We start from the raw sequence: 22,485 nt of genomic DNA on the forward strand, positions 1-22,485 counted from the left end.
GCACCTTTCAAAATTGGAATCGATCCCACCTCCCAGCGCGACAGCCTCTTCCACGTCCACCATTGGCGCACGCAGGCAGAGCCGACAGGGTCAGGCAGGCAGCACCGTGAACTGCCCCATCATTCCATTGTCTTCATGCTCCAGCATGTGACAGTGGTACATATAGGGGTAGGCGTCCGTTGCCGGATGATGGAAGCTCATGGCAATCTGAATCTGCTCGCCAGGTCGAATCAATAGCGTATCCTTCCAGCCGTGCTCAGAGGAGGTAGCGGGGTGACCATTACGGCCTTGAATCCAGAACGACGTCCCATGGACATGGAAGGTATGGGCCATTTCTGCCTCATTGTGCACCATCCAAACTTGGGTGCTGCCCAGAGGTATCCGCAGATTGATGCGCTGCATGTCCATGAATTGGTGGTTGATCGAGAAGACAGGCACCTTGCCGATGCCAAGCGACATGCCACCTGGGCCATCATGCGCAACATGGTGAAAAGCGGCACGGACACGACGCATATCGGCCATCATTTGTTGACCCTCGCCCATGCCCTGCAAGCTGAACTGATGTTCTGGACCATGCGTTGGCAGGTCCGGCGCCGCAAGCAGCCGGTCGGGTAATCGACCACCCTGCCCCTGCCCTCGCTCCACCCGGATTTCGACAAGGTCGAAGACACTGCGGTCGTAATGGTCGCTATCCATGGGACGGCGACTAAGACCAGGCACTACCGCAGCGGAATCGCTGCGTAACCACAATCGCTGACCTTCGTTACTGCGCAAGTCTACCAATATCTCTGCACGCTGCGCCGGTCCCAATAACAGCCGCCGCATGGTCACCGGAGATTCCAGATAACTCGCATCGGTAGCAATCTGGTAAAAATGCCGGTCATCGGAAAAGGCAAAGTTATAGATTCGACTATTGGAAGCATTGAGCAAGCGCAGACGAAGCCACTGCGCGGGGGCACGCAACACCGGCGATTCGCAGCCGTTGACGAGAAACCGGTTACCCTTCATACCCATCACGTCCATCGCCTGAGGCATATAGACCAATCGTCCTGCCGAATCAAAGAGTCGATCCTGGACGATGATCGGGATGTCGTCGACGCCCCAATGATGCGGCAGCCCCAGATTCCGATCCGTGCCGTCCTGGATCAGATACAGACCGGCAAGACCTCCGTAGACATGCGGACCGGTGCGGCCATCCGGGTGCGGATGATACCAGAGGGTGGCCTCGTCTTGCTCGATACGGTACTGATAGAATCGGGTTGCGCCCGGAGCAATCAGACTTTGCGGTCCACCATCCATGTCACCGGGCACATGGGCGCCATGCCAGTGGGTCGTCGTGCTCTGGTTGAGGGCATTGTTCACCCAGAGGCGCAAGTGCTCCCCCCTGGGGATGACGAGAGCCGGACCGAGATAGTTGCCGTTATACCCCCAAGTGGGCGTCTGGACGCCGGGCTGTAACTCGGCGCTGCCAAATCCCATCTGCAGACGATATTCGCGCACCCCATCCTTGGCCAAGGTGCCAGCATATAGCGGAGGAATCGGCAGGGGGCGAACAAACGGGGCTGCCTTCGCGGGCATGGCACCCATGTTTCCCATCCCACTCATGCCCGCCATGCCACGCATCATCGCGGATGCGGCCAACGCCCGCCCCGTCGGCACGGCAGCAAGCAAGGTCAGACCAGACCGCAAAAAATGGCGACGACTCCAGAACTCCATGATCTGTCTCCTGCAAGATAGAGCACCTTTTGTACCCCTGTAGTCCGTATAGGGTCAACGACTGTAATCTTTCTGATCAGCAAGCATCAGATCCGGAAAGCCAGGCCGCAGCCAGGTATTTTGGGCGTCCTTTCTTAGAAACCAGTGGCAGACTCCACAATCGTGCCAACGGGCACTCTGGCGTCCCTACTCTGAGAATATAAGCCGTTGATTCTCTCGCTACCCTGGTGCCATACTGAAGTCGGAAATGAGCAGGAATGTTGGGGGTCAGCCATATAGCAAATATGGCATATATCATTGTAATTTATTCACTTATTTCTGTGGGCCATTGATGCAACAAATGGAACAACTACCTGTTTTTGACTTTCTAACTCGTAGGGTGGGGGTTCGGTTCCCTCTGGGCTCGCACGGTAAAGAAACGGAGTCAATCCAAGGAGCAGATCGTGAACAGTTATACTGCGCATCCTCGACAGGGCGACAAAGCCAACTCCCCTTTCTTTGAAGAATGGCTGCCACGCCTTCTGGAAGAGCGGGACAGGCTCGGATTGACCGAGAACATCCGTCGCATCGATGCGTTGATGATGACCCTCGAGCCGGGACATTCCGCTGCATACATCCGCGAACTCTGTCTGATGACGCCCTACAACTATCTGGTCACGCTCGACACCGACCAGCATCTGACCCACATCCTGCGCATCAACATGAATTATCCCGATGTATTGGTGCGAGAGGTCAAAGACCCCGATTTGCGCGGTATCTTTCGCAGCCTGAACGAGGTGTATCCCATTGGTGCGAAGAAACCAAATTCGCGCTATATGGGAGAGATTTTTCAGGTAGAAAATCTGCATGAGGTAGTCGACATTCAGAAGAGTCGTGAAATCCGTTTTTTCAACCAGGAACAAATTCGGCAGATGGAGCTCCCGGGAAACATGGCGATTGTCAAGCCCTCGCCCTACACCCACAATATCATCGGGTATTGGGAGCGCCCGGACAACGATATTCGCGTCTACGCCCTGGGAAATTCGCGCATCGATCCGGAAATGCAGGCGGCATTTGAGCAAGCGCAAGAGCTGCGGGAACGGGTAAAAATCAGCGAACTCCTCTTGCCAATCGATCATTTGGCTACCCGCATCTATAGCCAGAATCGAGAAGTTGCCATTCTCGAGTACCTGGGATTATCCAGTTACTACTATTGGGGATCCTACGATATTCCAGATCAAAACTCATCCACCAACGTCACCAAAAGCCTGCATTATGATGACGTTCTGCATACACCAGCGAAGGTCTTCACGGCTGCCAATCATCCCTACTTTTGCAATCACCTATTGCAAACTCCCTCTCCTACGGAGTCTTTTGTGCGCAATTTTGGCCCGCGTTTGCATCATATTGCCGTGGCCGTGCGGGATGGCAAAACCCAGGGCAAGACCAACATCGATTACGTGGTATCCAGCCTGGCGGAGTGCGGGCAGGAATTCCTGCTGCAGGTGATCGGCTCCGAGCAGGAGGGTCTCAAGCAGATTTTTTCTCGTGCCTCCACGCACACCTCTCTCATCATCGAGTTTGTGCAGCGCTTTCACGGCTTCGAGGGATTTTTTACCAAGGAAAATGTCGCCGACCTCACCGCCGCAGCGGGAACGGAAGAAAGCTTGCGCAGCCTGGAATCCGAGGCCAGAAAGTAACGAGAGCTACGGCGGGGCCAATGGGCACCGCTGCGCTTATCTGCGTGCCTTCAGTCGTCAAGCCCCAAGCGGCGAGGCGCCAAAAGCCAACTGCATATCCCGCTGTCCGTCGGCAAGCACCTAAATGGTGGCTTCTGCACCATGGCACGGTAGACCACTCGGTAGACCTGGAAAACGGTCTGCCGATAATCCCGAATACCAAGAGTCACCAGTTCCTGAATAAAAACGCCCAACTGAAACCAGTCGGGCGCTGAATTTTGGTGGAGCGGAGGAGGATCGAACTCCCGACCTTCGCATTGCGAACGCGACGCTCTCCCAGCTGAGCTACCGCCCCAACGTTGAGGGCGAATGATAGCCGCTGCGCTGCGCAAATGCAACGCGATCAGTCATGTTTTCCTGCGCAACGAAGGGGACAGCGTAGGCTACCGGCTTGGCGTCACCCGGCAGACGACAGACCGTGGGATCGGGGTTCGCGGAATAAGCATGAGTCGTATACCCGTGCAGTCTCATCGGCAATGCAGCACAGGCCCGTTGCGGAGTGCGATAGACCCCTACCTGGGGCAAAGCCACATGGCCTTCTGGGGCCATTATCGTCCAACCCGGGTGAGCAGGATAACCCGGAATACGCACCTTCTCCTGCAACGCAGCCCCCAGGATGGCGCCCTCGATATCTTTATACCCATGGACCACGACATAGTCAGCCGGCGGCGCCAAAGCAATTACCCCCGCCGGTACTCCACCCCCCAGCGGTTTCCATTTCCACAGGGCCTGATAGTTGTTGGCCGCAGCCTGAACTGCGGGTTCTTGTCCCGCCCCAATGGTCGGGACAGCGATACTGCCGGTCATTGCGCGGTCAAGTGCCTCCGCGCCGTTGTAAGCGATAAGTAGATAGGCACTACTTTCTAAGGTAGAAGCGGTGTGGTAGCTCTTGACCAGCCCATTCGGGAGAATCATGAGAGCTTTTCCCCCAGGGCTGCCAATGGGTATCCAGTGCAGCCGAATGTACGGCAACACCGGTCTTAGATCGGCGTAGAGATCTCGACAAAACGGGCAGGAGACATCAATGAACACCGACGCCACCGGTTTTTCGCCGCGAGGTCCGGTGTTAACCCCGGGCAAGCGCTCCACGGCGTGCAAGAAATCCTTCGGTTGCTGTTTTACGTTGACGGATGGAAACCACCAGGTTGCACAGCCAGTCAACGACGCCAGCCAAATCGGCAAAAGCCAGCGGAAGACCCGACCTGCGGAAATGCCACGTAGCAAAAGAACCTGGCGCACAGAAACCATAGCTCTTTCCTCACGGCCCATTGGGATGGGGAAATTCCCTTTGCAGTTGTCGGGAAAGCGCCTGCAAACGCTGCAGCGCAGGTACCTCGGCCGGGCGGGTAATCTGCAACTTGGAAGGCTCAGGTACCAGCTGGGAACAATCCGCCGAAATCCATCGTCCACGCTGCGTAAAGTGCTCGTCCAACATGGGAGTCGCGGAAAAGATCAGGCTGCCAGAGCCGGTCATGGTAGCCCGATGGAGTGCACTGCGATCATCGCTGAACACCATTTCGATGTCTTGCGTTACAGCACCCTGGGGAATCCGTTGAAAACTATGGATGTGTACCGTAGTGTGGTTGCCACTATTGACGACGGAGTTATTCGTTTCCGTAATGCGTTGTTTTAGAGGAATAAAATCTGAATACTTGCCGTCATGGGCCTTCCAGCACTCTTCCTGAGTGAGCGTACTGCGCTCATTCATGGGACCATCCACCTGAGAAACAATTTCCCATAGGCCCGGAGCAATCATGCCGGAGGGATCTCTCTGCGCCAAAACAGTCTGCGACCAGAGACCTCCTGAAACCACCAGCAACAGCGCCGCCGCAATCCTCTCCACCTCACCCTCCCGGGGCTGTGCATGCGAACCCGCTCGCTAGCAAAATAAAAATAGTCTGCAGAATGATAAACGCAAATAATTCAAATTACCTAGTGCCGCCGCCCCACCACGACGACATCACTGCCCACCGGATGGATGCTGACGGCAAGACCTGCGGCAGAAAGGGCTTGCGAGATCTCGTCCGGCCGCAGGAAGTGATTCCCCTGCACGTGCTCCGTAAGATTCTGGAAGGCCATGCCGCGGTACGCCGGCTCGCGCAGGAGCAGGTTATCGTCGGGCCAAGCCGGCTCCCAGATTACCACTGCCCCCCCTGGCTGCAATTCTTCCTGCAAACGTGCGAATAGTTCCCCCCGCTCTTCCCAGACATGGTGCAGCGCCCGATTCATGGCGATGAGATCAGCGGACTCGGGAAGTCGAAACTGATGAATGTCGCCTTCCGCAAAGTGAAGGCGCTCGCCCAACCCCTCTGCAGCAGCCAGGGCAGTCGCCTGACGCACATTTTCGGCAAAGCCATCGAGCCCCAGACCGCGCAGTTGCGTACATTTACCCAGTAAGGCCCGCAGGTACCAGCCATTTCCGCAGCCCAGGTCCACCGCAAGCCCCTGACGCGCATTCATTTCCGCAAATATCGGAACGCTGGGCACGATTTTTTCTTCAAAGGTGCGCCGAAAATTGTGCTCCAGCATACTTCCAAACCACGGCAGAATCGTTTCGCGCTCGGCGAGCACCTTCTCGCCAGGACGCTCTCCGGTGCGCATCAAACCCGCTGCCCGCTCCGCCATGTGGGCCCCCAGAACCGCTCCCACGGCGGCCGCCATCCGACTATCCGATCGCTCAGGGCGCATACTGTCGCCATCCTCGCTCAAGCGGAAGCCGTCGCCCTCCCGCTCCAGCCAGGAAAAGGCATACGCCGCATCGCACCAGCGCCGCAAATATCCCACGTTCAAGTCCGTTGCCTGGGCCAACTCTGCCGGCGTTGCTGTCTGCAAGCGATGCAAGGCAGAAAACAATCCATTCACCACTCCGATGAAAGCAATGTGCAGAGACATCGCTCCCTGCGCACGGTTGCGTAGTTCTTCCGCTGAAATCATGGCTCGCTCCTTTTTCGATCACACAAGATATTTGATGCCGACGATGGCCAGTACAACCAGCGTCGCCCGCAAAAACAGCTTTTGATTGATTCTGAAATGCAGATGATTCCCGGCCCAGAGCCCCAGCAGACTTGCCGGCGCCAGGGCCAGAAATCCCAAGGCCAGCGGCCCGGTGAGCAGAGCCAGGAAAAAATACATGAGGCCCCGCACGATATTGTCTGTCAGGGCAATACCCTGAAAGGTCGCGCGAAAGGCGCGTTTGTCGAGGTGGCGCATCTGCAGATAGGCAACGATAGGCGGTCCGCCGCCACCATAGAGGCTGCCGATGATCCCGCCAAAGGTGCCCAGTGGCACCCCCCAGGGTAAGGACAAACGCGGCAGTCGTTCCGGTTTGAGCAGCGTCGCGTAGGCCACATAGGCCAGAATGAAAACCCCCAGGAAGCGCGTCAGATCCTGGGCGTCGCTGTCGGCCAGAATGAAGGCACCGACGAGAAGTCCCAGCAGACTCCCCGGCACCAGCCAGCCCAGTTCCGGCCAATGAATTTCGCGAAAGTCGTAGGCACCCAACAGCACCGAACCCAAGAGATCAAGCAGCAGCACCACCGGCACGACTTCCTTGATCGGAAAGAACAGGGTCAGCAACGCCACGGAAATCAGACCGGAACCAAAGCCGATCACCGCGCGCACGTAGAACGCGACAAAGACAATCGCACCAGCAATGGCCCAAAGGCCTGGGTGTTCCCAGAGACTGCTGGCAGCCAGACTGACGGCGGCCGCAGCGCCGACCAGAACATGCATATCCATCTCCTAAAAATCTATTGAAAAATAGAGAAAAGCGCCTAAACTCTAAACCATAACTTTAGCATGGAGTGGTACCACCATGGTCCCGGTACAGACACAGATTCGCAACCCTTTGTATTTTTTGCTTTTTGCCATGTTCTGCTGGCTCAGCCTTGGCAATAGCGCACGGGCCGAGGGAATCTCCGCCCTGCCGCCCATCGACGCGCGTTCCTACATCCTCATGAATGCCGAAACGGGGCAGATCCTCGCCGCCAAAAACGCGTACAAGCCCTACGCCATCGCCAGCCTGAGCAAGTTGATGACCCTGTACTTACTGTTTCAGGACATCGATTCCGGACACCTGCAACTCCACGGCCAATACACTCCCGGCCCAGCGGCGTTACAAACCGGTGGCTCGTCGATGTTTCTCCGCGCCGGCCTGCCCTTCAGTCTGGCCCAGCTCATCCTCGGCATGACGGTACCCTCGGGCAACGATGCCGCGGTGGAGGCCGCCGTCCTGGTCGGCGGGAACGTGCCCACTTTTGTGCAACAGATGAACCGCAGCGCGCAGAAGCTCGGCATGCTCTCCACCACCTACAACAATCCCGACGGTCTGCCCCACCCCAACAATTTCTCCAGCGCCTACGACCAGGCCGTCCTCACCCGCAACATCCTGCAGCGCTTCCCGCAATACCTGCCCTTTTTCGGCCATAAAAACTTCACCTACGCCGGCATCACCAGCCCCAATCCCAACCTGCTGGTGGGGCGCGTACCTTTCGTTACCGGCATGAAGAGCGGCTACACCGATGCCGCCGGTCATTGCCTGGTAGTGACGGGCACCCAGGGAAACATGACCCTGATTGCCGTCGTCCTTGGCGTCCCCTCCTTTACCAACGAAAGCCGTGGCTTCTGGAAGGCCTCCTGGGCAGGGCTCAAGCTCTTGGATTGGGGTTTCGCCCGCACTCTCTGGCTGCCGCAAGCCGCCGGTCTGGAAAACACCGCCGAAGAGCAATGACTCAGTGACCTAATGCCTCGCCGCCCCCGGCCGGCTCGGCCGGCTCTGGCGGACGGCGCAACAGGAGCACCAGCGGAATCAAGACGAGGAAGCTGTAAAAGGTCAGAATAAATGCATCCAACACGCCGCGCATCCCCGCCTGCGGCAACACCACCACATTGCCCAGCACCTGCCACGCTCGCGGACTCTCGCCCATGCCCATCGTCCCAATGAAACGATGAAATGCCGGGTTGAAGGGATTGATATGCCCAGCCATCTGATTCCATCCCATCTGCTTGCCCTGGGTCATTACCGTCGACACAATGGCGATGCCGATACTGCCGCCCAGGGTGCGCATCAGGTTGAAGATACCCGAGCCCTCGGCCTGATCCTTTTTGTCGATTGTCGAAAAGGCCAGGGTAAAGAGGGGAATACTGACCAGGCCCAGGCCCAAGCCACGAACGAAAGATGGCCAGATCACCCAAGCCATGCTGATGTCGAGATTGTACTTGGTGGTATACCAACTGCCGATGGCACCGAAGAAGATGCCGACGAGAACAATGTCCCGCGGATTCACGTTGCGCGCCAGAAGGCGCCCGGCAACGACCATCGCCAGCATGGCACCAACGCCCTGTGGCGCCATAACGAGGCCGGTGGTGAAGGCCTCATAGTGCAGAAAATCCTCGAGCATGATCGGCAGGATGACCATCGCCCCAAACAAGGCCAGACCAAAAATTCCGATACCCGCGCTGCCCAGCGACAGATTGGCGTCCTTCAGCAGGCGCAGATTCACCACCGGATGCTTCACCGACAGCGAGCGCCACACGAAGAACAGCAATCCCAGGGCGGAAATCAGACTCAGGATGATGATGGTGCGCGAACTGAACCAGTCGTCTTCGTTACCCAGGCTGAGCACCCCTTGCAATGCCCCAAAACCTATGGCCATGAGCGCAAAACCCAGCCAGTCCACCGGTCGCGGATGATCGCTACGCCCGATGTTCGGCACTGCCTGGAGCAGTAAGAACGCGAGAATGCCGAAGGGGATGTTGACGTAAAAGACCCAGCGCCAGCTCAAGGTATCGGTGAGCCAGCCGCCCAGGGTCGGCCCGAGAATCGGACCCAGCATGATGCCCATGCCGAGGATGGCCATGGCCTGGCCGCGTTTTCGCGCGGGGTAGGCATGCAGCATGATCGTCTGCCCCACCGGTGCCAGGGACGCGCCAAAGACACCCTGCAACAAGCGCCACAGCACGATTTCCGGCAGGCTGTGCGCTTGCCCGCAGAGCGCCGAGGCGACCACAAAGCCGGCCACGCTCCACAGCATCACGGTGCGCTGCCCATAGCGCTCCACCAGCAAACCGGTAAGGGGCAAGAGGATGACGTTAGCGATCATGTAGCTGGTGAGCACCCAGGTGATCTGATCGCTGTTGGCCTGCAGGGAGCCGCGCATGTAGGTCAGGGCCACGTTGACGATGGTCAGATCGAGCACCTGCATGACCACCGCCAACATCACCGCCACCGTAATGGCCACCACGGAACTGTTCTCGGATTCGCTCATGGGCCCTCCCCGGATCCCAATAAGTCTACTGACCGATCGGTCGGTATGCAAGATTGGGATGATTGCTCACAGCACTCGACCATGATATTTTTGCTTATAGTCAATGATGCGCTGTTGAGCGAAGCTCCGGTGGCTGAATGACTTGGATTTTCCAATAACACCGGCCCACAGCCGGGAAATGGTCGCAAACCCGCAGAAAGATTTCTGTAGCAACTTCTCGGTAATAGACCATGGCATCTTCACCCCTGAGTTCTTCCCCTTCTGGCGCGGTCGTCTGCCCTCTCTGGCTCTACCGGCTCCTGCCCTTTCTCCGTTGGTGGCCCCAGGTAAACCATGGTTCGCTGCGTGCGGATATCATCGCCGGGCTGACCGGAGCGCTGATTGTCCTGCCCCAAGGCGTCGCGTTTGCGGTGATCGCGGGACTGCCGCCGCACTATGGTATCTATGCTGCCATCGTCCCGGCCATTATCGCCGCGCTATGGGGGTCGAGCTGGCATCTGGTATCCGGTCCCACCACTGCTATCTCCATTGCCGTCTACGAATCCATCGTCACCCACGCCACACCGGGTAGCCCGGCCTTCATCAGTCTTGCCCTGACGCTGACCTTCTTGGTGGGCGTCTTCCAGTTGGTGCTGGGCTTGGCGCGGATGGGCACCCTGGTCAACTTCATCTCGCATACGGTGATCATCGGTTTTACCGCCGGCGCTGCCATTCTCATTGCCGGGAGCCAGATTCGCCATTTCTTTGGCCTGCCACTGCCACGCGGTCTGCCGCTCCATGAGACCATCCATCAGCTCTTCGTCCACTGGCACGAGATCAACCCCTACGTCACCAGCGTCGCCGTTGTCACCCTGCTGGCAGGCATTTTGTTCAAACGATTCCTGCCGCGCATCCCCTACATGATCGCCGCCATGATCGTCGGCTCGTTGCTGAGTCTGGCGCTGGATGCCAAGTTTGGCGCAGCGACGACTGGCATCAAAACGGTAGGCGCGCTGCCTGCCAATCTGCCCCCTTTGTCCCTGCCGGATTTTTCCTTCACCGCCCTGCACGACATGTTCTTCCCGGCCCTGGTGGTCACCATGCTCGCACTTACCGAGGCGGTTTCGATTGCCCGCTCGGTAGCGACCAAATCCGGCCAGCGCATCGATGGCAACCAGGAATTCATCGGCCAGGGACTCTCCAATTTCATTGGCAGCTTCTTTTCGGCCTATGCCTCCAGCGGTTCTTTCAACCGCAGCGGGGTAAACTATGCCGCCGGCGCCCGTACCCCGCTGGCAACGGTATTCGCCTCCGGCTTCCTGCTGCTGATCCTGCTCCTGGTCGGCCCGCTGGCAGCCTATCTGCCCACCGCGGCCATGGCGGGCATCCTGTTTCTGGTGGCCTGGGGACTCATTGATTTTCACCACATCGGCGCCATCTGGCGGGCCAGCCGCATCGAATCCCTGATCCTCTGGGTGACCCTGATCGGCACCGTCATCAATCTCGAAAAGGGTATTTTCTTTGGCATCCTCCTGTCCCTCATCTTTTACCTATATCGCACTTCCCGACCCAACGTGCAGGCAGAGGTACCCGACGCGCACCCCGGCAGCTACCACTACACCAGCGCCCAGAACCACGCTGAGTGTCCACAACTGAAGATTCTGCGGGTCAATGGCTCCCTCTTCTTTGGTGCGGTGGACCACGTCGGCCACCAATTCTCCGAGGTGGACGAGCACAATCCCAGTCAGAAACACCTGCTGGTGGTGGCAACCGGCATGAACTTTGTCGACATTGCCGGCGGCGAATTGCTCGCGCAGGAAACACGGCGCCGACGGCGCATGGGTGGCGGGCTCTATTTCTATCGTCTCAAGGATGCGGTTCGAGAGAGCCTCGCGCAGGGCGGCTATCTGGAAGAGTTGGGAGAGGAAAACTTCTTCCCTGCCGGCACCAGGCCCATCGAAAAAATCTACCCCAAGCTCGATTCCGAAATCTGCCGCACTTGCACGGCACGGATCTTCCCGCAGTGTCAGAGCCACCTCCCCAATGGCGAGGCCCGCAGCCCCGGGACATAGGCAAGCATCCGGTGAGGGCTGAGGCGGACGCATACAGGCTATTGCACGGCCCAGCCTTTCCGGGTAAAGTTCGCGCTCCAGGTCCCCATCGTCTAGCGGCCTAGGACACCGCCCTTTCACGGCGGTAACGGGGGTTCGAACCCCCCTGGGGACGCCAGTTTGCGTAGGGTGCCACGCGCTGCTGAAAGCTTAGACCCAAGATGAATCCACCCATTCTCGTCGTCGGCGGCGCCGGCTATATCGGCTCGCACATGGTCAAGATGCTGGCCCAGGCGCAATATCCCGTCACCGTGCTCGACAACCTCAGCACCGGCTTTGCCGATGCCGCCCGCTACGGCGATCTAATCACTGGCGATCTGGCGGATACCGCCCTGCTCGACCGCCTCTTTGCCGAGCATTCCTACGCCGCCGTGCTGCATTTTGCCGCCCTCAGTCAGGTCGGCGAGTCGGTACAAATCCCCGAACGCTACTACCGTAACAACGTCGCCAACACCCTCAACCTGCTCGATGCCATGCGTCGCCATGCAGTCGATAAGTTCATTTTTTCCTCCACGGCGGCCATTTTTGGTGAACCACAATACACCCCCATCGACGAACGGCACCCCGCCCAGCCCATCAATCCCTACGGGCGCTCCAAGCGCATGGTGGAAGAGATGCTTGCCGATCTCGGGCACAGCTACGGGCTGCGCTCCGTTTGCCTGCGCTACTTCAACGCCGCTGGTGCCGATCCCAGCGGCGAACTGGGCGAGCGTCACGACCCCGAAAGCCATCTGATCCCCCTGGTGCTGCAGGCTGCCAGTGGCCGGCGCTCGCAGATTTCCGTCTTCGGCAACGACTACCAGACCCGCGATGGCACCTGCATCCGCGATTACATCCATATCTCGGACTTGTGCAGCGCCCATCTCCGGGCCCTGGAGCATCTGCTGCAGGATGGTGAGAGCCTCGCCCTCAACCTGGGCAACGGCCAGGGTTTCTCAGTGCAGGAGGTCATCGACAGCGCACGGCGGGTCACCGGTACAGAAATCCGCGTCCAGGAGCAGGCGCGCCGCCCCGGCGACCCAGCGATCCTGGTGGCCGATAGTACTCAGGCGCGCCAGACCCTCGGCTGGGAACCGCAATATGCCGATCTCGATACCATCATCGCCCACGCCTGGGCCTGGGAGCAGCAAAAAGGCCAGCGCTGGTAGTCGCATTATCCATTATTGCCAGGACAAGTCCGTCTGCAAAGGATTCACCAGCATCGCGATCCATTGCATAGACGAGGATGTTCGTATCCAGTGAGATGCGCTTAGCGCGCATGCGCGGCTTCCCTGTCAAAGGATTGCCCACCCAACGAATACCCCTGTCGCATTCTGGTTCGCGAGCGCTCCAGGGCAGATTTTTCGGCTTCCGACATCTGTTGGTCAACTGCAATGGGTGCGATGCGTGCCACCGGCCGCCCCCTTTTGGTTACAATAACTTCAACGCCACCCGCCGCCAAATCAACGTATTTTGAAAGGTGCTGATTGGCTTCCCGAAGCGAAACGCGTTGTATGGCCATACGTAGTTCCTCAAAAAAACCCTTCTTCAAACGTAGGACATCCCGCATTCTTGATCAAGGCGATCTACGCCTGGGCCTGGGAGCAGCAAAAAGGCCAGCGCTGGTGTTCGCGTCATAAGCTATTGCCAAGACAGTTCCGCCCTCCCAACGAATACCCCTTCTGCAGGCAAACCTTGACCGACTCAATAGCAATCCCTACGATTAAATCCGAATCATGTTTCATCATCAACACGTAAGCTCCACGGAATAAGTTCCAAGAGAGGAGACGCAACATGGCGCAAACTGGAACCAAAGTGCTGACCGCTCATGTACCGCTGGCGCTGGCTGAGAAGGTCGATCGGATGGCCGAAAGGCTAGAGCGCTCCCGCGGCTGGATCATGAAACAGGCGCTGTCGGCCTGGCTCGATCAGGAAGAAGAGCGGGAACGGCTGACCCGCGAGGCGCTTGCCGATGTGGACGTCGGCCATGTCGTCCATCATCAGGCCGTGCAGGCATGGGCCGATAGTCTGAGCAGCGACACAGCGTTGCCATTGCCAAGCGCATCACGGGTTTTCTGCGTGAGCGCATCTCGTCGCTAGACGACCCCCGCAGCATTGGCGAGGCCCTCAAAGGCTCCAAACTGGGAGCCTTCTGGAAGTACCGTGTTGGCGATTATCCTCAAGGATTCAAATAACCGGTCAAGAGCGCTCCGCCTCGGTAATCTGCCGCAAGAGTTGCAAAGTGGGCGCAAAATCGGGAGAGGCCTTGAGGCTGGTGATCAGGGTTTGTTCCGCCGCTTTGGGGTCGTGCGCCAGCTTCCACTGATTGCGGGCGATGACCCACTCCAATAACGCCCTCGGCTCGGGAAAGAGTGGCCGCTGCAGTCCCGCCTGCAAAAAGCGGATGCCCTCCTGCACCTTGCCCTGATCAAAAAACGCCGCCGTGGCAATCTCACTGCGCAGGTTGACGCTCTCGGGGGTCAGGGCCAGGCCCTTGCGCCAGGCCAGCACCGCGCGGTCCTGCGCCGCCGGCGGCGTCATCCCCAGCAAGGTGCTGCCATACTGCCGGTATACCGAGCCGATGGCGTTGTACACGCCCGCTTGCCGAGGAATCCCCACCAACGAGGCGTGGTACTGCTGCAGTGCCGCCTCCACCAACACCCGCCGTTGGGCCGTGGGCATGGCAGTATCCTGGCTGGCGAGGTTGAGGTAGGCATTGCCCATATAGACCCAAGGCTGCGTCGCCTGGGGCCGCACTACTTCCAGAAAGCGTGCCGCCTTCATCAAAAAGACCGCGCGCGCGTTCGGATTGGCCATCAATGAATTCAGCCAAGCGTTGTCACTGAAAAGTCCATAGACTGCGGCATCCAGGGCCAGAAACCAGCTTGCCAGCAGCACGACCAGCAGCATGGCCCCCTGCACGATCTTGGTATGGTTGATACCCAGGCGCGGTAGCATGGGCGCCGTATCCCCCTGGCCGTGGTACAGGCGCCACGCCTGCGCCAGAAAGATCCCCGCCAGGATACTCAGGGGCAGATTGTAGAAAATGAAATTGCCCAATGCATGTCCGGTGATGGCAAAGACTCCCAGGACCAGACCCAGGGCCCAATAGCGATTTTCTTCACTGATCCCCAAACGCGCCGGGCGCACGATCAAGCGGTACAGGGCGTATATCAAGGCCCCGGCGAAGGCCAGCAGAAAGCCGAGATTGATCAGTCCTCCTTCCGCCAGAAACTCGATGTAATCGTTATGGGCATAGGTACCCGCCGACGCCAGCTCGCCGGGCAAACGGTAGGCGGGATAGAACAGGAAATAACTGCCTAGCCCGGTACCCAGGTAGGGATGGCTCAGAAAGATATGCCAAGTCGCGATCCACATCAGGCCACGGGAAACCGTGTCGATATTGGATGCCACATAACCAGGTGCCAGATGCCCGAGCATGTCGTAATGGTGCAGATATCCAAAAATGGCGTAGGTGGCGACTTCAATGGCCAGAATCAGGGCAATGGCGCGACCAAATTTTGGTGTCTTGCGGAACACAACAAGGGCAACAACAAACGTACAAATCCAAGCAAGGGCACCTCCCCGGCTGTAGGTTGCCCAGAACGCGAAAGTGGTGAAGAGGAGCGTAACCAGATAAAAAAGGAGGCCAAAATCAACTTTGGTACTGCGAAATGCGACGTTTCGCTGCCCATCCAGGTATAGAAAGCGCCCAAGCAATACAAACCAAAACAGGTTCATCCAGGCGGCAAAGCTATTGGTGTCCATGAGCGGACCCTGAACCCGGATGTTTCCCAGCGGCTGATTGGTAGCAATACCCTGAAAATATTCCAGAAATGCAATGGCAATCAAAGCCCAGGTGCCGAGCAGAATGCCACGCCAGAACCACGGCCACACCGCCCGAACGTCGGATTCCGACATCATCGCCCAAGCCAGAAAGCCCAGCGGCACCGATCCCAGAGTCCAGAAGTAGAACCAGCTACTATAGGGCACATGGCTCCAGAACAGGGTCAGCCAGAACCACAGCAACCACAGCATCATGAACACCGGCAGGTAACCCCTCGGCCAGGGCAGCCCCTCGCGCAGCCGGGGCCAGACGGCCACCGTCGCAAAGAGTAGCAGCAGGATGCTACTGATAGCGAGCAACGGGATTAACGAGCCGTTGTAGTACCAGCCAAAAAAATAGGCCAGCAGAGGAAGGAGCGCCAGCCAGAGTGTCCGGGTGGGTGAGGAGAGCGTGGGCCTTTTCATTACGCGGTAAAATTCTCTGATAACATGATGCTTCCTTCTCTTTGCGCCTTCACAAAATACCGTCGGTCGGCAGTTACCAGCACCGCTTCGGGATGCAGCAAAGCCAGCGCATGGTACAAGGTTTCAAAAAGATGATGCCCGTATCGTCGGGAGTGGTCTTCCCCCGCCCGAAAACGCAAAAACCACTTCAGTGCGACACTGGCATCGATGACCCAGTTCACGGGCGGTCACTTTCCCTCGCTGCCCGGCACTCGGCCGTACTCACCACTGGCGCGGATTTGCGACGCTCCAAAATGCGGGCAGCCGCTTGCCGCGCGCGATCCTTACGCTGCGCACGATCCACCGCCTCCCGCATCAAGGCAGCGATGATGGCGCCTTTGTTTTCCTTACGGAAAGTAGCCACTTTAGGGACACCATTGTTGAAAACTTCAACAAATACTGTAGGTCGTTTTCTGTTTGACCGCAATATATTTGCCGGCGGCCTTGCAGCTAGCCGATTCGGCCTCATAGATTCTGTTGGAAATTGCTCCACTCCCGTTCTACAAAGGCGGTAAACTCCGCCCGAAACCGTTCCGGTGCAAAGCGCAGGGCGTTCTGCCGGCAGGCTTCCGGGGTGATGACGCTTGCCTTTGCCTCAAAGTGTTCCACAGCACCCACAATGGCAGCCACAGACTGCTCGTGGAAAAAGACTCCAGTGGGCGCAGGGGACGACTCCGTGCAGTCCGCGTCCGACAAGGGAATGATGGTCTCCCGCGCCCCGCCCTTCCCATAGGCGATGACCGGCGTGCCGCAGGCCTGGGCCTCCAGGGGGGCGATGCCGAAATCCTCCTCCGCTGCGAAAACGAAGGCCCGTGCCCGCTGCAGGTGATCCAGCAATGAATCCTGGTCGGCAAATCCCAGAAATTGTACGTTGGGCCTGGCCTTTGCGCGAATTTTTGCAAGGTCAGGACCATCGCCGATAACCATCAGACGCTTCTCCGGCATCGATGCAAAGGCCTCCACAATGAGATCCATCCGCTTGTAGGGGACCATTCGGGACGCGGTGACATAAAAATTCTCTTTGTCCGCGCGCAATGTGAGCCTTGCAATGTCCACGGGAGGATAGATAACAACGGAATCCCGTCGATAAGCTTTCTGAATCCTTCGTGCAACATATTGAGAGATCGCGATGAATTGGTCTACGCCATTGGCCGTGCGGGTATCCCAGAGGCGGACATAATGCAGGATCAGCCTCGCCGACCACCCGCGGACGCCCTTGATCAGCCCCGCCTCGCGCAAGTACTGATGCTGCAAGTCCCAAGCATACCGCACAGGGGAGTAGCACATACAAAGATGCAGTTGATCTGGCCCGGTCAGTACTCCCTTGGCTACCGCGTGACTGCTGCTGATGACCAGGTCATAGCCCGAAAGATCGAACTGTTCGACGGCCAAAGGCATGAGGGGAAGGTAACTTCGGTATTTTTTTCGCGCCCTAGGCAAGTGCTGAATGAAGGAAGTGGCAACACTCTTTTCCAGGATGAACTCCCGCTTTCCGGCGGGAAAGAAATCCACCAGGCTGAAAAGATCGGCATCGGGATAGCAGGCAAGCATCTGCTCCAGCACCCGCTCAGCGCCCGCATAGGTCACCAGCCAATCGTGAACAATGGCTACTCGTCGCACTCTATTCTCTTAACCAAGGGCTGCATACTCACCATTATATATGCACAATTGCTCCCACTCCGATAGCTGCCGCCGCCACCTCTGCAAAGCACCTCGCAGCCGAGGCAACACTACACGGCTGCATCTCACTATTGACCGCCCCCCCCTTCAGCACGCAGAATCACCGCCCATGGAGACCAGCGCTCAATCTCTGCCCCACCTCCCCACCACCGGCCTAGCCCGTTACTGGCAGTACCGGGATCTAGTACGGAATTTGGTTATTAAGGATCTCAAGGTTCGCTACCAAGGCGCGGCATTTGGATTTCTTTGGTCTCTGGGCAATCCACTCGCACTCATCTTGCTCTATGATTTCGTCTTTACGCACATATTTCGCAGCGATTTGCCCAACTACATCCTCTATCTTGTTATTGGAATCCTACACTACAATCTCTTTGCTCAGGCTGTGAGCCAAGGTTGTGAAAGCCTCACAGGCGCCTCCGGACTGATCCAAAAGATTTACTTTCCACGCATTCTCGTGCCGACCGCTAGCCTGCTATTCACAATCGTCCTGTGGATCATCGCCATTTTAATTCTCGCAGTGCTCTATCCATTTCTAGGTGGCGTCTATCACTGGGGTTTGCTGCTCTACCCGCTGGCGCTCGGGCTGTACCTCGCCTTCATTTGGGGCATAGTACTTACGTTCTCGGTATTGCAGGTCGAACTTCGTGATCTCAAGCACTTGGTTGAGATAGCCCTGATGTTTGGGTTCTGGTGCACCCCCATTGCCTACGACATTAACGTTTTGAAGCCCTCAACACGCGCGATCATTTCTCTCAATCCACTCACTCAGTTCATGGACCTCTTTCACGCTTTGCTCTACGCCGGCACTTTGCCAGCGCTGAGTCATGTCTTCATCTCTCTTGTCTGGACCATCGCCACGCTCGCCGTTGGCATGACGCTATTCCGCCGCAAGGCAAAGCATTTGGTAGAAGACCTCTGATGCCTCCCGCCGTTCTCGTCGAGCACCTCCGCAAGGAGTTCATCCTTCGGCACAATCGCGCCATGGGCCTGAAGACTCGCTTCGTCGCCCTGTTTCATCAGAGCAAGCGTGAGCACCGTGAACATTTTCTTGCTCTGGATGACATCAATTTACGCGTTGAGCAAGGGGAAGCCCTTGGGCTGCTGGGACACAACGGCTCCGGCAAGAGCACTCTGCTCCAGATCATCGCGGGCATCTTAGAACCTAGTGGAGGCCGAGTGACTACCCACGGTCGCATTGCCCCTCTCATACAATTGGGTGTGGGATTTAACAGTGAACTTAGCGGCTACGAAAACATCTTTCTCAATGCCAGCTTATACGGGTTCCGCAACAGAGATATTAAAGCGCGTGCAAAGGATATCATTGAGTTCTCCGAGCTCGAGCACTTTATCGACACCCCTCTTAAAAACTACTCTTCCGGTATGCAGATGCGCTTAGGCTTTGCCGTTGCTGTACATCTGCAGCCCGACATCTTGTTGGCCGACGAAATCTTGGCTGTTGGCGACCAGTCCTTTCAGGACAAATGTCATGCAAAAATTGCCGAGCTCCGCGCTCAGGGTATGACCCTGATTCTCGTCTCTCACACCCCGGAGCAAGTCAACCAATTCTGTGATATCTATGTACGGTTAGATCATGGCCGGGTGGTAGAAGAAGGAAGAATTGAACCGCCCCGGGTATTGTAGAGGCTGATTAACGTAAGTCATGCCGCTTTACCGGCCTGACGTTCGAGTTGCTGGTAATATTGTGCCTCAGCTTCTGCCGGAGGGATATATCCCAAGGGTTCCAGAAGTCGGTGATGGTTAAACCAATGCACCCATTCCAGGGTGGCCAGTTCCAGGGACGCTTTGGTTTTCCAGGGCGCACGACGATGGATCAGTTCGGCCTTGTACAGTCCATTGATGGTTTCTGCCAGGGCGTTGTCGTAGCTATCTCCCTTGCTCCCCACAGAGGGTTCAATGCCAGCCTCGGCAAGCCGTTCTGTATAGCGGATGCTGACATATTGCGAACCACGGTCGCTGTGGTGAATCAGGGATTGGTCCCGCTGCGGTTGTCGGGCGTGTAGCGCTTGTTCCAAGGCATCCAGCACGAAGTCCGTATGCATGGTAGAGCTGACCTGCCATCCCACAATCCGACGCGCAAAAACATCGATCACAAAAGCGACATAGAGCCAACCCTGCCAAGTGGAAACGTAGGTGAAATCCGACACCCAGAGCTGGTCAGGCCGCTCCGCCCGAAAAACCCGGTGGACCCGGTCTCGTGGGCAGGGCACCTGGGTATCTGGAACCGTGGTGCGGATCCGTTTGCCGCGGACTACCCCCTGTATGCCCAGATGCCGCATCAGGCGCTCTACGGTACAACGTGCTATCGGTATCCCCTCGCGATTCATCTGCTTCCAGACCTTATCCGCACCGTAGACCTGCAGATGCGCCTGCCAGATCCGCTGAATCTCCAGCAAGAGCACCGCGTCCCGCTGCGCTCGGGCACTGCGCAACGTCTGGTTCCGCTGTTGTGCCGCATGACGCCGGTAACCCGATGAGGCAATCTGCAAGACTCGGCAGATCGGCTCGACCCCAAAGCGGTCCCGGTATTGATCGGTGAAACGCCTCAATGCTTCAAACGGCGGTCGAGCTCCGCCTGGGCGAAAAACGCGCTGGCCAGCTTCAGAATTTCATTCGCGCGCTGTAGTTCCTTGACCTCACGTTCCAGTTCCTTGATGCGCTGGGCTTCCGCAGTGCTCATGCCGGAACGTTGACCGGCATCTATTTCTGCCCGCTTCACCCAGGCCAGTAGGGTGGACGGCACACAGCCAATCTTGGGGGCTATAGATTCGACAGCGGCCCACAGGGAAGGATATTCACCGCGATGTTCTTGTACCAGGCGAACAGCGCGCTCGCGAACTTCAAACGAAAACCGCTTGGACTTATTCATGGCTCCAATTCTCTCAAAGGTTGGAGCCTCCACCAAACCCGGGGCGGTTCAGGCTTCAGAGGAGTGACCAGTGCTCGCCAGACCAAAGTTGTTCACAGCAGATAGATGCTAGTGCTTAGTTGCATCGTTTAGCGTTATTAAATACTCTTGGCGATGTGCCAAGAGTAGCCCCGAAGATTACGAGCTCAACGGAAGTGCGAGCGGAACTGGAACGGCGCGCAGCCAGCAGGATGGAGGCGGCGCGAACAGTGGAACGAGCCAGAAGGGTTCTTGGATATTTGGATGGCGCGCGAGTGCAAGAAGTTGCGGCGAACTGCCAGACGCGAGCGAAAACGGTCATCAAATGGCGGGATCGGAATTTCACCCCGCACGTGTCCCGTAAGTGCAGGGGATCCGCGGTAGATGGTCGCACGACCCGTCATGTCAGGTACAGCATCAGCATTCGTGTACGCAAGCGGATCGAGTCGATCTTTGGGTGGATGAAAACCGTGGGCGGGATGCGCAAAATCCGATTTCGTGGATTGGAACGGGTGGGGCTACACTTCACCTTAGAAGGCTGCTGAAAAACTCTATGGTATAATTGGCGGAATAGGCACGGGGGATTCGATCATGCGTGGAGCCAAGGTAGAGACGGGTGCGATGTTCAGTTATCTGTCCCCCGAGGAGCGAGTGCCGAAGGATCATCCCCTACGTGCTATTCGGGTGATCGTAGATCGGTCCTTGGCAGAGCCCGACGGACATTTCAACCAGATCTACTCAGACCTGGGGCGCCCCTCGATTCCCCCAGAGCACCTGCTTCGTGCTTTGCTGTTGCAGGTCTTTTATAGCGTACGTTCCGAGCGGCAGCTCATCGAACAGCTGGAGTACAATCTCTTGTTCCGCTGGTTTGTGGGCTTGGGTATGGATGATTCGATTTGGGTGCCCACGGTGTTCACCAAGAACCGGGATCGCTTGTTGGACAATGGAACCGTGCAGCGCTTTTTCCAGACGGTCGTGGAACAAGCGAGGAAACAGGGGCTACTCTCCGAGGAGCACTTTTCTGTGGATGGCACCTTGCTGGAGGCTTGGGCCTCACAAAAGTCCTTTCAGCCCAAAGACCCCGAGGATCGGCAGGGCGACGGCTCGGATTTCCGTGGGCAGAAGCGCAGTAATGATACCCACGCTTCCATCACGGACCCCGATTGCCGTCTCTACAAGAAGGCACCGGGGGATGCCTCGCGGTTGGCGTATCTGGGGCATGTGCTCATGGATAACCGACAGGGCCTGATCGTGGGAGAACAGGTCACCACGGCGGATGGGACGGCAGAGGTGGATGCTGCGTTACAGCTCATGGATGAGCTGGGTGGAAGCCAACGGATCACCCTGGGCGCCGATAAGGGCTACGATCGTCATGGCTTCGTCCAGGACCTTCGTGATCGGAATGTCACCCCGCACGTGGTCCGTAAGCGCAAGGGATCCGCGGTAGATGGCCGCACTACCCGTCATGTCGGGTACAGCATCAGCCTTCGTGTACGCAAGCGGATCGAGTCGATCTTTGGGTGGATGAAGACCGTGGGCGGGATGCGCAAAACGCGATTTCGTGGATTGGAACGGGTGGGGCTGCACTTCACCCTGGTGTCCACCGCCTACAATCTGGTGCGTATGGCACGACTGGGGGTGGCGTGACGGGGGTGCTGCGTCCAGAGTTCGGGAAACCGGGCAGATTGACCAGAAAAACCGCACAAAAGTCGTCCAGAACTGCCTTCAGGCCGCGTTTTTCGAGAAAAACAGGTACTGGGCTGGTTTTATCGCCCTACTAAAGTAGTGATGGACAGGTCAGTTAAATTGATAGTAATGGAGCCTGAAATGAAGAAACGCTG

20 protein-coding genes, 2 tRNA genes, 1 pseudogene and 1 other annotated feature are annotated in these 22,485 nt (G+C 57.6%); of the genes and pseudogenes, 10 read left to right on the forward strand and 13 right to left on the reverse strand.

From position 1 onward, the window contains the following. Nucleotides 1-90 precede the first annotated feature (90 nt). Nucleotides 91-1,716, reverse strand: coding sequence for a multicopper oxidase family protein (locus ACQAYK_RS07760; protein ID WP_255789468.1), 1,626 nt, complete (start codon nucleotides 1,714-1,716; stop codon nucleotides 91-93). A 443-nt stretch (nucleotides 1,717-2,159) separates the two neighbouring features. Here ACQAYK_RS07760 and ACQAYK_RS07765 point away from each other — a divergent pair, with 443 nt between their 5' ends. Then, a complete protein-coding gene (locus ACQAYK_RS07765; protein WP_255789469.1) occupies nucleotides 2,160-3,395 on the forward strand; it encodes a hypothetical protein in 1,236 nt (411 codons plus the stop codon). Between the two features lie 258 nt (nucleotides 3,396-3,653). Here ACQAYK_RS07765 and ACQAYK_RS07770 read toward each other — a convergent pair. The 5 genes from ACQAYK_RS07770 to ACQAYK_RS07790 all read right to left on the reverse strand — a co-directional run bounded on the left by ACQAYK_RS07770 (nucleotide 3,654) and on the right by ACQAYK_RS07790 (nucleotide 7,172). Then, nucleotides 3,654-3,729: transfer RNA gene (locus ACQAYK_RS07770), tRNA-Ala, on the reverse strand. Continuing rightward, nucleotides 3,720-4,682 (reverse strand): thioredoxin domain-containing protein, encoded by a 963-nt coding sequence (locus tag ACQAYK_RS07775; protein WP_255789470.1) that lies wholly within the window; start codon nucleotides 4,680-4,682, stop codon nucleotides 3,720-3,722. Before ACQAYK_RS07775 ends, ACQAYK_RS07770 begins: the two co-directional genes overlap by 10 nt. A gap of 10 nt (nucleotides 4,683-4,692) precedes the next feature. After that, on the reverse strand, nucleotides 4,693-5,277 hold the full coding sequence (locus ACQAYK_RS07780; RefSeq protein WP_255789472.1) for a DUF3617 domain-containing protein: 585 nt from the start codon (nucleotides 5,275-5,277) through the stop codon (nucleotides 4,693-4,695). An 89-nt stretch (nucleotides 5,278-5,366) separates the two neighbouring features. After that, complete coding sequence (locus ACQAYK_RS07785) at nucleotides 5,367-6,368, reverse strand: class I SAM-dependent methyltransferase (protein ID WP_483167399.1); 1,002 nt, start codon at nucleotides 6,366-6,368, stop codon at nucleotides 5,367-5,369. Between the two features lie 18 nt (nucleotides 6,369-6,386). After that, the gene (locus ACQAYK_RS07790) at nucleotides 6,387-7,172 is read right to left on the reverse strand and encodes a sulfite exporter TauE/SafE family protein (RefSeq protein ID WP_483167400.1); all 786 of its coding nucleotides are present in this window, start codon (nucleotides 7,170-7,172) and stop codon (nucleotides 6,387-6,389) included. A 76-nt stretch (nucleotides 7,173-7,248) separates the two neighbouring features. Between ACQAYK_RS07790 and ACQAYK_RS07795 the strand changes: the two genes are divergently transcribed. After that, nucleotides 7,249-8,163, forward strand: coding sequence for a D-alanyl-D-alanine carboxypeptidase family protein (locus tag ACQAYK_RS07795; protein ID WP_215873290.1), 915 nt, complete (start codon nucleotides 7,249-7,251; stop codon nucleotides 8,161-8,163). Nucleotide 8,164: 1 nt separating this feature from the next. Here ACQAYK_RS07795 and ACQAYK_RS07800 read toward each other — a convergent pair whose 3' ends face one another. Beyond that, nucleotides 8,165-9,700 (reverse strand): DHA2 family efflux MFS transporter permease subunit, encoded by a 1,536-nt coding sequence (locus ACQAYK_RS07800; RefSeq protein ID WP_483167401.1) that lies wholly within the window; start codon nucleotides 9,698-9,700, stop codon nucleotides 8,165-8,167. 230 nt (nucleotides 9,701-9,930) lie between these two features. Between ACQAYK_RS07800 and ACQAYK_RS07805 the strand changes: the two genes are divergently transcribed. The 3 genes from ACQAYK_RS07805 to galE all read left to right on the forward strand — a co-directional run bounded on the left by ACQAYK_RS07805 (nucleotide 9,931) and on the right by galE (nucleotide 12,938). Then, on the forward strand, nucleotides 9,931-11,751 hold the full coding sequence (locus ACQAYK_RS07805) for a SulP family inorganic anion transporter (protein ID WP_483167402.1): 1,821 nt from the start codon (nucleotides 9,931-9,933) through the stop codon (nucleotides 11,749-11,751). A gap of 81 nt (nucleotides 11,752-11,832) precedes the next feature. Next, nucleotides 11,833-11,908: transfer RNA gene (locus ACQAYK_RS07810), tRNA-Glu, on the forward strand. A 43-nt stretch (nucleotides 11,909-11,951) separates the two neighbouring features. Further along, a complete protein-coding gene (galE, locus tag ACQAYK_RS07815) occupies nucleotides 11,952-12,938 on the forward strand; it encodes a UDP-glucose 4-epimerase GalE (RefSeq protein ID WP_483167403.1) in 987 nt (328 codons plus the stop codon). A gap of 101 nt (nucleotides 12,939-13,039) precedes the next feature. Here galE and ACQAYK_RS07820 read toward each other — a convergent pair whose 3' ends face one another. Continuing rightward, nucleotides 13,040-13,291, reverse strand: coding sequence for a type II toxin-antitoxin system Phd/YefM family antitoxin (locus ACQAYK_RS07820; protein WP_483167404.1), 252 nt, complete (start codon nucleotides 13,289-13,291; stop codon nucleotides 13,040-13,042). Nucleotides 13,292-13,563: 272 nt separating this feature from the next. On the opposite strand from ACQAYK_RS07820, the gene ACQAYK_RS07825 reads away from it, so the two are divergent. Next, on the forward strand, nucleotides 13,564-13,869 hold the full coding sequence (locus ACQAYK_RS07825) for a CopG family ribbon-helix-helix protein (protein ID WP_483167405.1): 306 nt from the start codon (nucleotides 13,564-13,566) through the stop codon (nucleotides 13,867-13,869). Between the two features lie 99 nt (nucleotides 13,870-13,968). Here the strand turns inward: ACQAYK_RS07825 and ACQAYK_RS07830 are convergent, their stop codons facing one another. From ACQAYK_RS07830 to ACQAYK_RS07845, 4 genes are all read right to left on the reverse strand, one after another. Beyond that, nucleotides 13,969-16,020 (reverse strand): O-antigen ligase family protein, encoded by a 2,052-nt coding sequence (locus ACQAYK_RS07830; RefSeq protein WP_483167406.1) that lies wholly within the window; start codon nucleotides 16,018-16,020, stop codon nucleotides 13,969-13,971. Beyond that, on the reverse strand, nucleotides 16,020-16,241 hold the full coding sequence (locus ACQAYK_RS07835) for a PIN domain-containing protein (protein WP_483167407.1): 222 nt from the start codon (nucleotides 16,239-16,241) through the stop codon (nucleotides 16,020-16,022). The genes ACQAYK_RS07830 and ACQAYK_RS07835 overlap by 1 nt, the downstream gene beginning before the upstream one ends. Then, a complete protein-coding gene (locus ACQAYK_RS07840; RefSeq protein ID WP_483167408.1) occupies nucleotides 16,238-16,423 on the reverse strand; it encodes a hypothetical protein in 186 nt (61 codons plus the stop codon). The genes ACQAYK_RS07835 and ACQAYK_RS07840 overlap by 4 nt, the downstream gene beginning before the upstream one ends. Nucleotides 16,424-16,524: 101 nt before the next feature. Continuing rightward, nucleotides 16,525-17,679 (reverse strand): glycosyltransferase family 4 protein, encoded by a 1,155-nt coding sequence (locus ACQAYK_RS07845; RefSeq protein WP_483167409.1) that lies wholly within the window; start codon nucleotides 17,677-17,679, stop codon nucleotides 16,525-16,527. Nucleotides 17,680-17,848: 169 nt separating this feature from the next. Between ACQAYK_RS07845 and ACQAYK_RS07850 the strand changes: the two genes are divergently transcribed. Together ACQAYK_RS07850 and ACQAYK_RS07855 are read left to right on the forward strand one after the other, a co-directional pair. After that, nucleotides 17,849-18,658 carry an ABC transporter permease gene (locus tag ACQAYK_RS07850; protein WP_483167410.1) on the forward strand — a complete coding sequence of 270 codons (810 nt, stop codon included), beginning with the start codon at nucleotides 17,849-17,851 and terminating at the stop codon, nucleotides 18,656-18,658. Continuing rightward, a complete protein-coding gene (locus ACQAYK_RS07855; RefSeq protein ID WP_483167411.1) occupies nucleotides 18,658-19,380 on the forward strand; it encodes an ABC transporter ATP-binding protein in 723 nt (240 codons plus the stop codon). Before ACQAYK_RS07850 ends, ACQAYK_RS07855 begins: the two co-directional genes overlap by 1 nt. A gap of 17 nt (nucleotides 19,381-19,397) precedes the next feature. On the opposite strand, the gene ACQAYK_RS07860 is transcribed toward ACQAYK_RS07855, so the two are convergent. Further along, nucleotides 19,398-20,626, reverse strand: a protein-coding gene (locus ACQAYK_RS07860) for an IS3 family transposase (RefSeq protein ID WP_483167412.1) whose coding sequence is annotated in 2 segments (ribosomal slippage) — nucleotides 19,398-20,338 and nucleotides 20,338-20,626 — 1,230 coding nt in all. Because the reading frame shifts where the segments join, the coding sequence is not laid out codon by codon here. Further along, nucleotides 20,232-20,348 (reverse strand) — a sequence feature (AL1L pseudoknot). Its footprint overlaps the gene before it by 117 nt. Nucleotides 20,627-20,973: 347 nt before the next feature. Between ACQAYK_RS07860 and ACQAYK_RS07865 the strand changes: the two are divergent. Together ACQAYK_RS07865 and ACQAYK_RS07870 are read left to right on the forward strand one after the other, a co-directional pair. Beyond that, nucleotides 20,974-21,189, forward strand: a pseudogene (locus ACQAYK_RS07865) (IS5/IS1182 family transposase); the annotation flags it as partial. Nucleotides 21,190-21,235: 46 nt separating this feature from the next. Continuing rightward, a complete protein-coding gene (locus ACQAYK_RS07870) occupies nucleotides 21,236-22,291 on the forward strand; it encodes an IS5 family transposase (RefSeq protein WP_483167413.1) in 1,056 nt (351 codons plus the stop codon). Nucleotides 22,292-22,485 lie beyond the last annotated feature (194 nt).

It is taken from the genome of Acidithiobacillus sp. AC3 (assembly GCF_050261095.1).
Lineage (GTDB): Bacteria > Pseudomonadota > Gammaproteobacteria > Acidithiobacillales > Acidithiobacillaceae > Igneacidithiobacillus > Igneacidithiobacillus copahuensis.

What these genes read in the sequence shown, in the direction of transcription:
- ACQAYK_RS07760 (WP_255789468.1), bottom strand. Translation starts at nt 1,716, where the DNA reads ATGGAGTTCTGGAGTCGTCGCCATTTTTTGCGGTCTGGTCTGACCTTG.
- ACQAYK_RS07775 (WP_255789470.1), bottom strand. Translation starts at nt 4,682, where the DNA reads ATGGTTTCTGTGCGCCAGGTTCTTTTGCTACGTGGCATTTCCGCAGGT.
- ACQAYK_RS07785 (WP_483167399.1), bottom strand. Translation starts at nt 6,368, where the DNA reads ATGATTTCAGCGGAAGAACTACGCAACCGTGCGCAGGGAGCGATGTCT.
- ACQAYK_RS07790 (WP_483167400.1), bottom strand. Translation starts at nt 7,172, where the DNA reads ATGGATATGCATGTTCTGGTCGGCGCTGCGGCCGCCGTCAGTCTGGCT.
- ACQAYK_RS07795 (WP_215873290.1), top strand. Translation starts at nt 7,249, where the DNA reads ATGGTCCCGGTACAGACACAGATTCGCAACCCTTTGTATTTTTTGCTT.
- ACQAYK_RS07800 (WP_483167401.1), bottom strand. Translation starts at nt 9,700, where the DNA reads ATGAGCGAATCCGAGAACAGTTCCGTGGTGGCCATTACGGTGGCGGTG.
- ACQAYK_RS07805 (WP_483167402.1), top strand. Translation starts at nt 9,931, where the DNA reads ATGGCATCTTCACCCCTGAGTTCTTCCCCTTCTGGCGCGGTCGTCTGC.
- galE (WP_483167403.1), top strand. Translation starts at nt 11,952, where the DNA reads ATGAATCCACCCATTCTCGTCGTCGGCGGCGCCGGCTATATCGGCTCG.
- ACQAYK_RS07820 (WP_483167404.1), bottom strand. Translation starts at nt 13,291, where the DNA reads ATGGCCATACAACGCGTTTCGCTTCGGGAAGCCAATCAGCACCTTTCA.
- ACQAYK_RS07825 (WP_483167405.1), top strand. Translation starts at nt 13,564, where the DNA reads ATGGCGCAAACTGGAACCAAAGTGCTGACCGCTCATGTACCGCTGGCG.
- ACQAYK_RS07830 (WP_483167406.1), bottom strand. Translation starts at nt 16,020, where the DNA reads ATGAAAAGGCCCACGCTCTCCTCACCCACCCGGACACTCTGGCTGGCG.
- ACQAYK_RS07850 (WP_483167410.1), top strand. Translation starts at nt 17,849, where the DNA reads ATGGAGACCAGCGCTCAATCTCTGCCCCACCTCCCCACCACCGGCCTA.
- ACQAYK_RS07855 (WP_483167411.1), top strand. Translation starts at nt 18,658, where the DNA reads ATGCCTCCCGCCGTTCTCGTCGAGCACCTCCGCAAGGAGTTCATCCTT.
- ACQAYK_RS07870 (WP_483167413.1), top strand. Translation starts at nt 21,236, where the DNA reads ATGCGTGGAGCCAAGGTAGAGACGGGTGCGATGTTCAGTTATCTGTCC.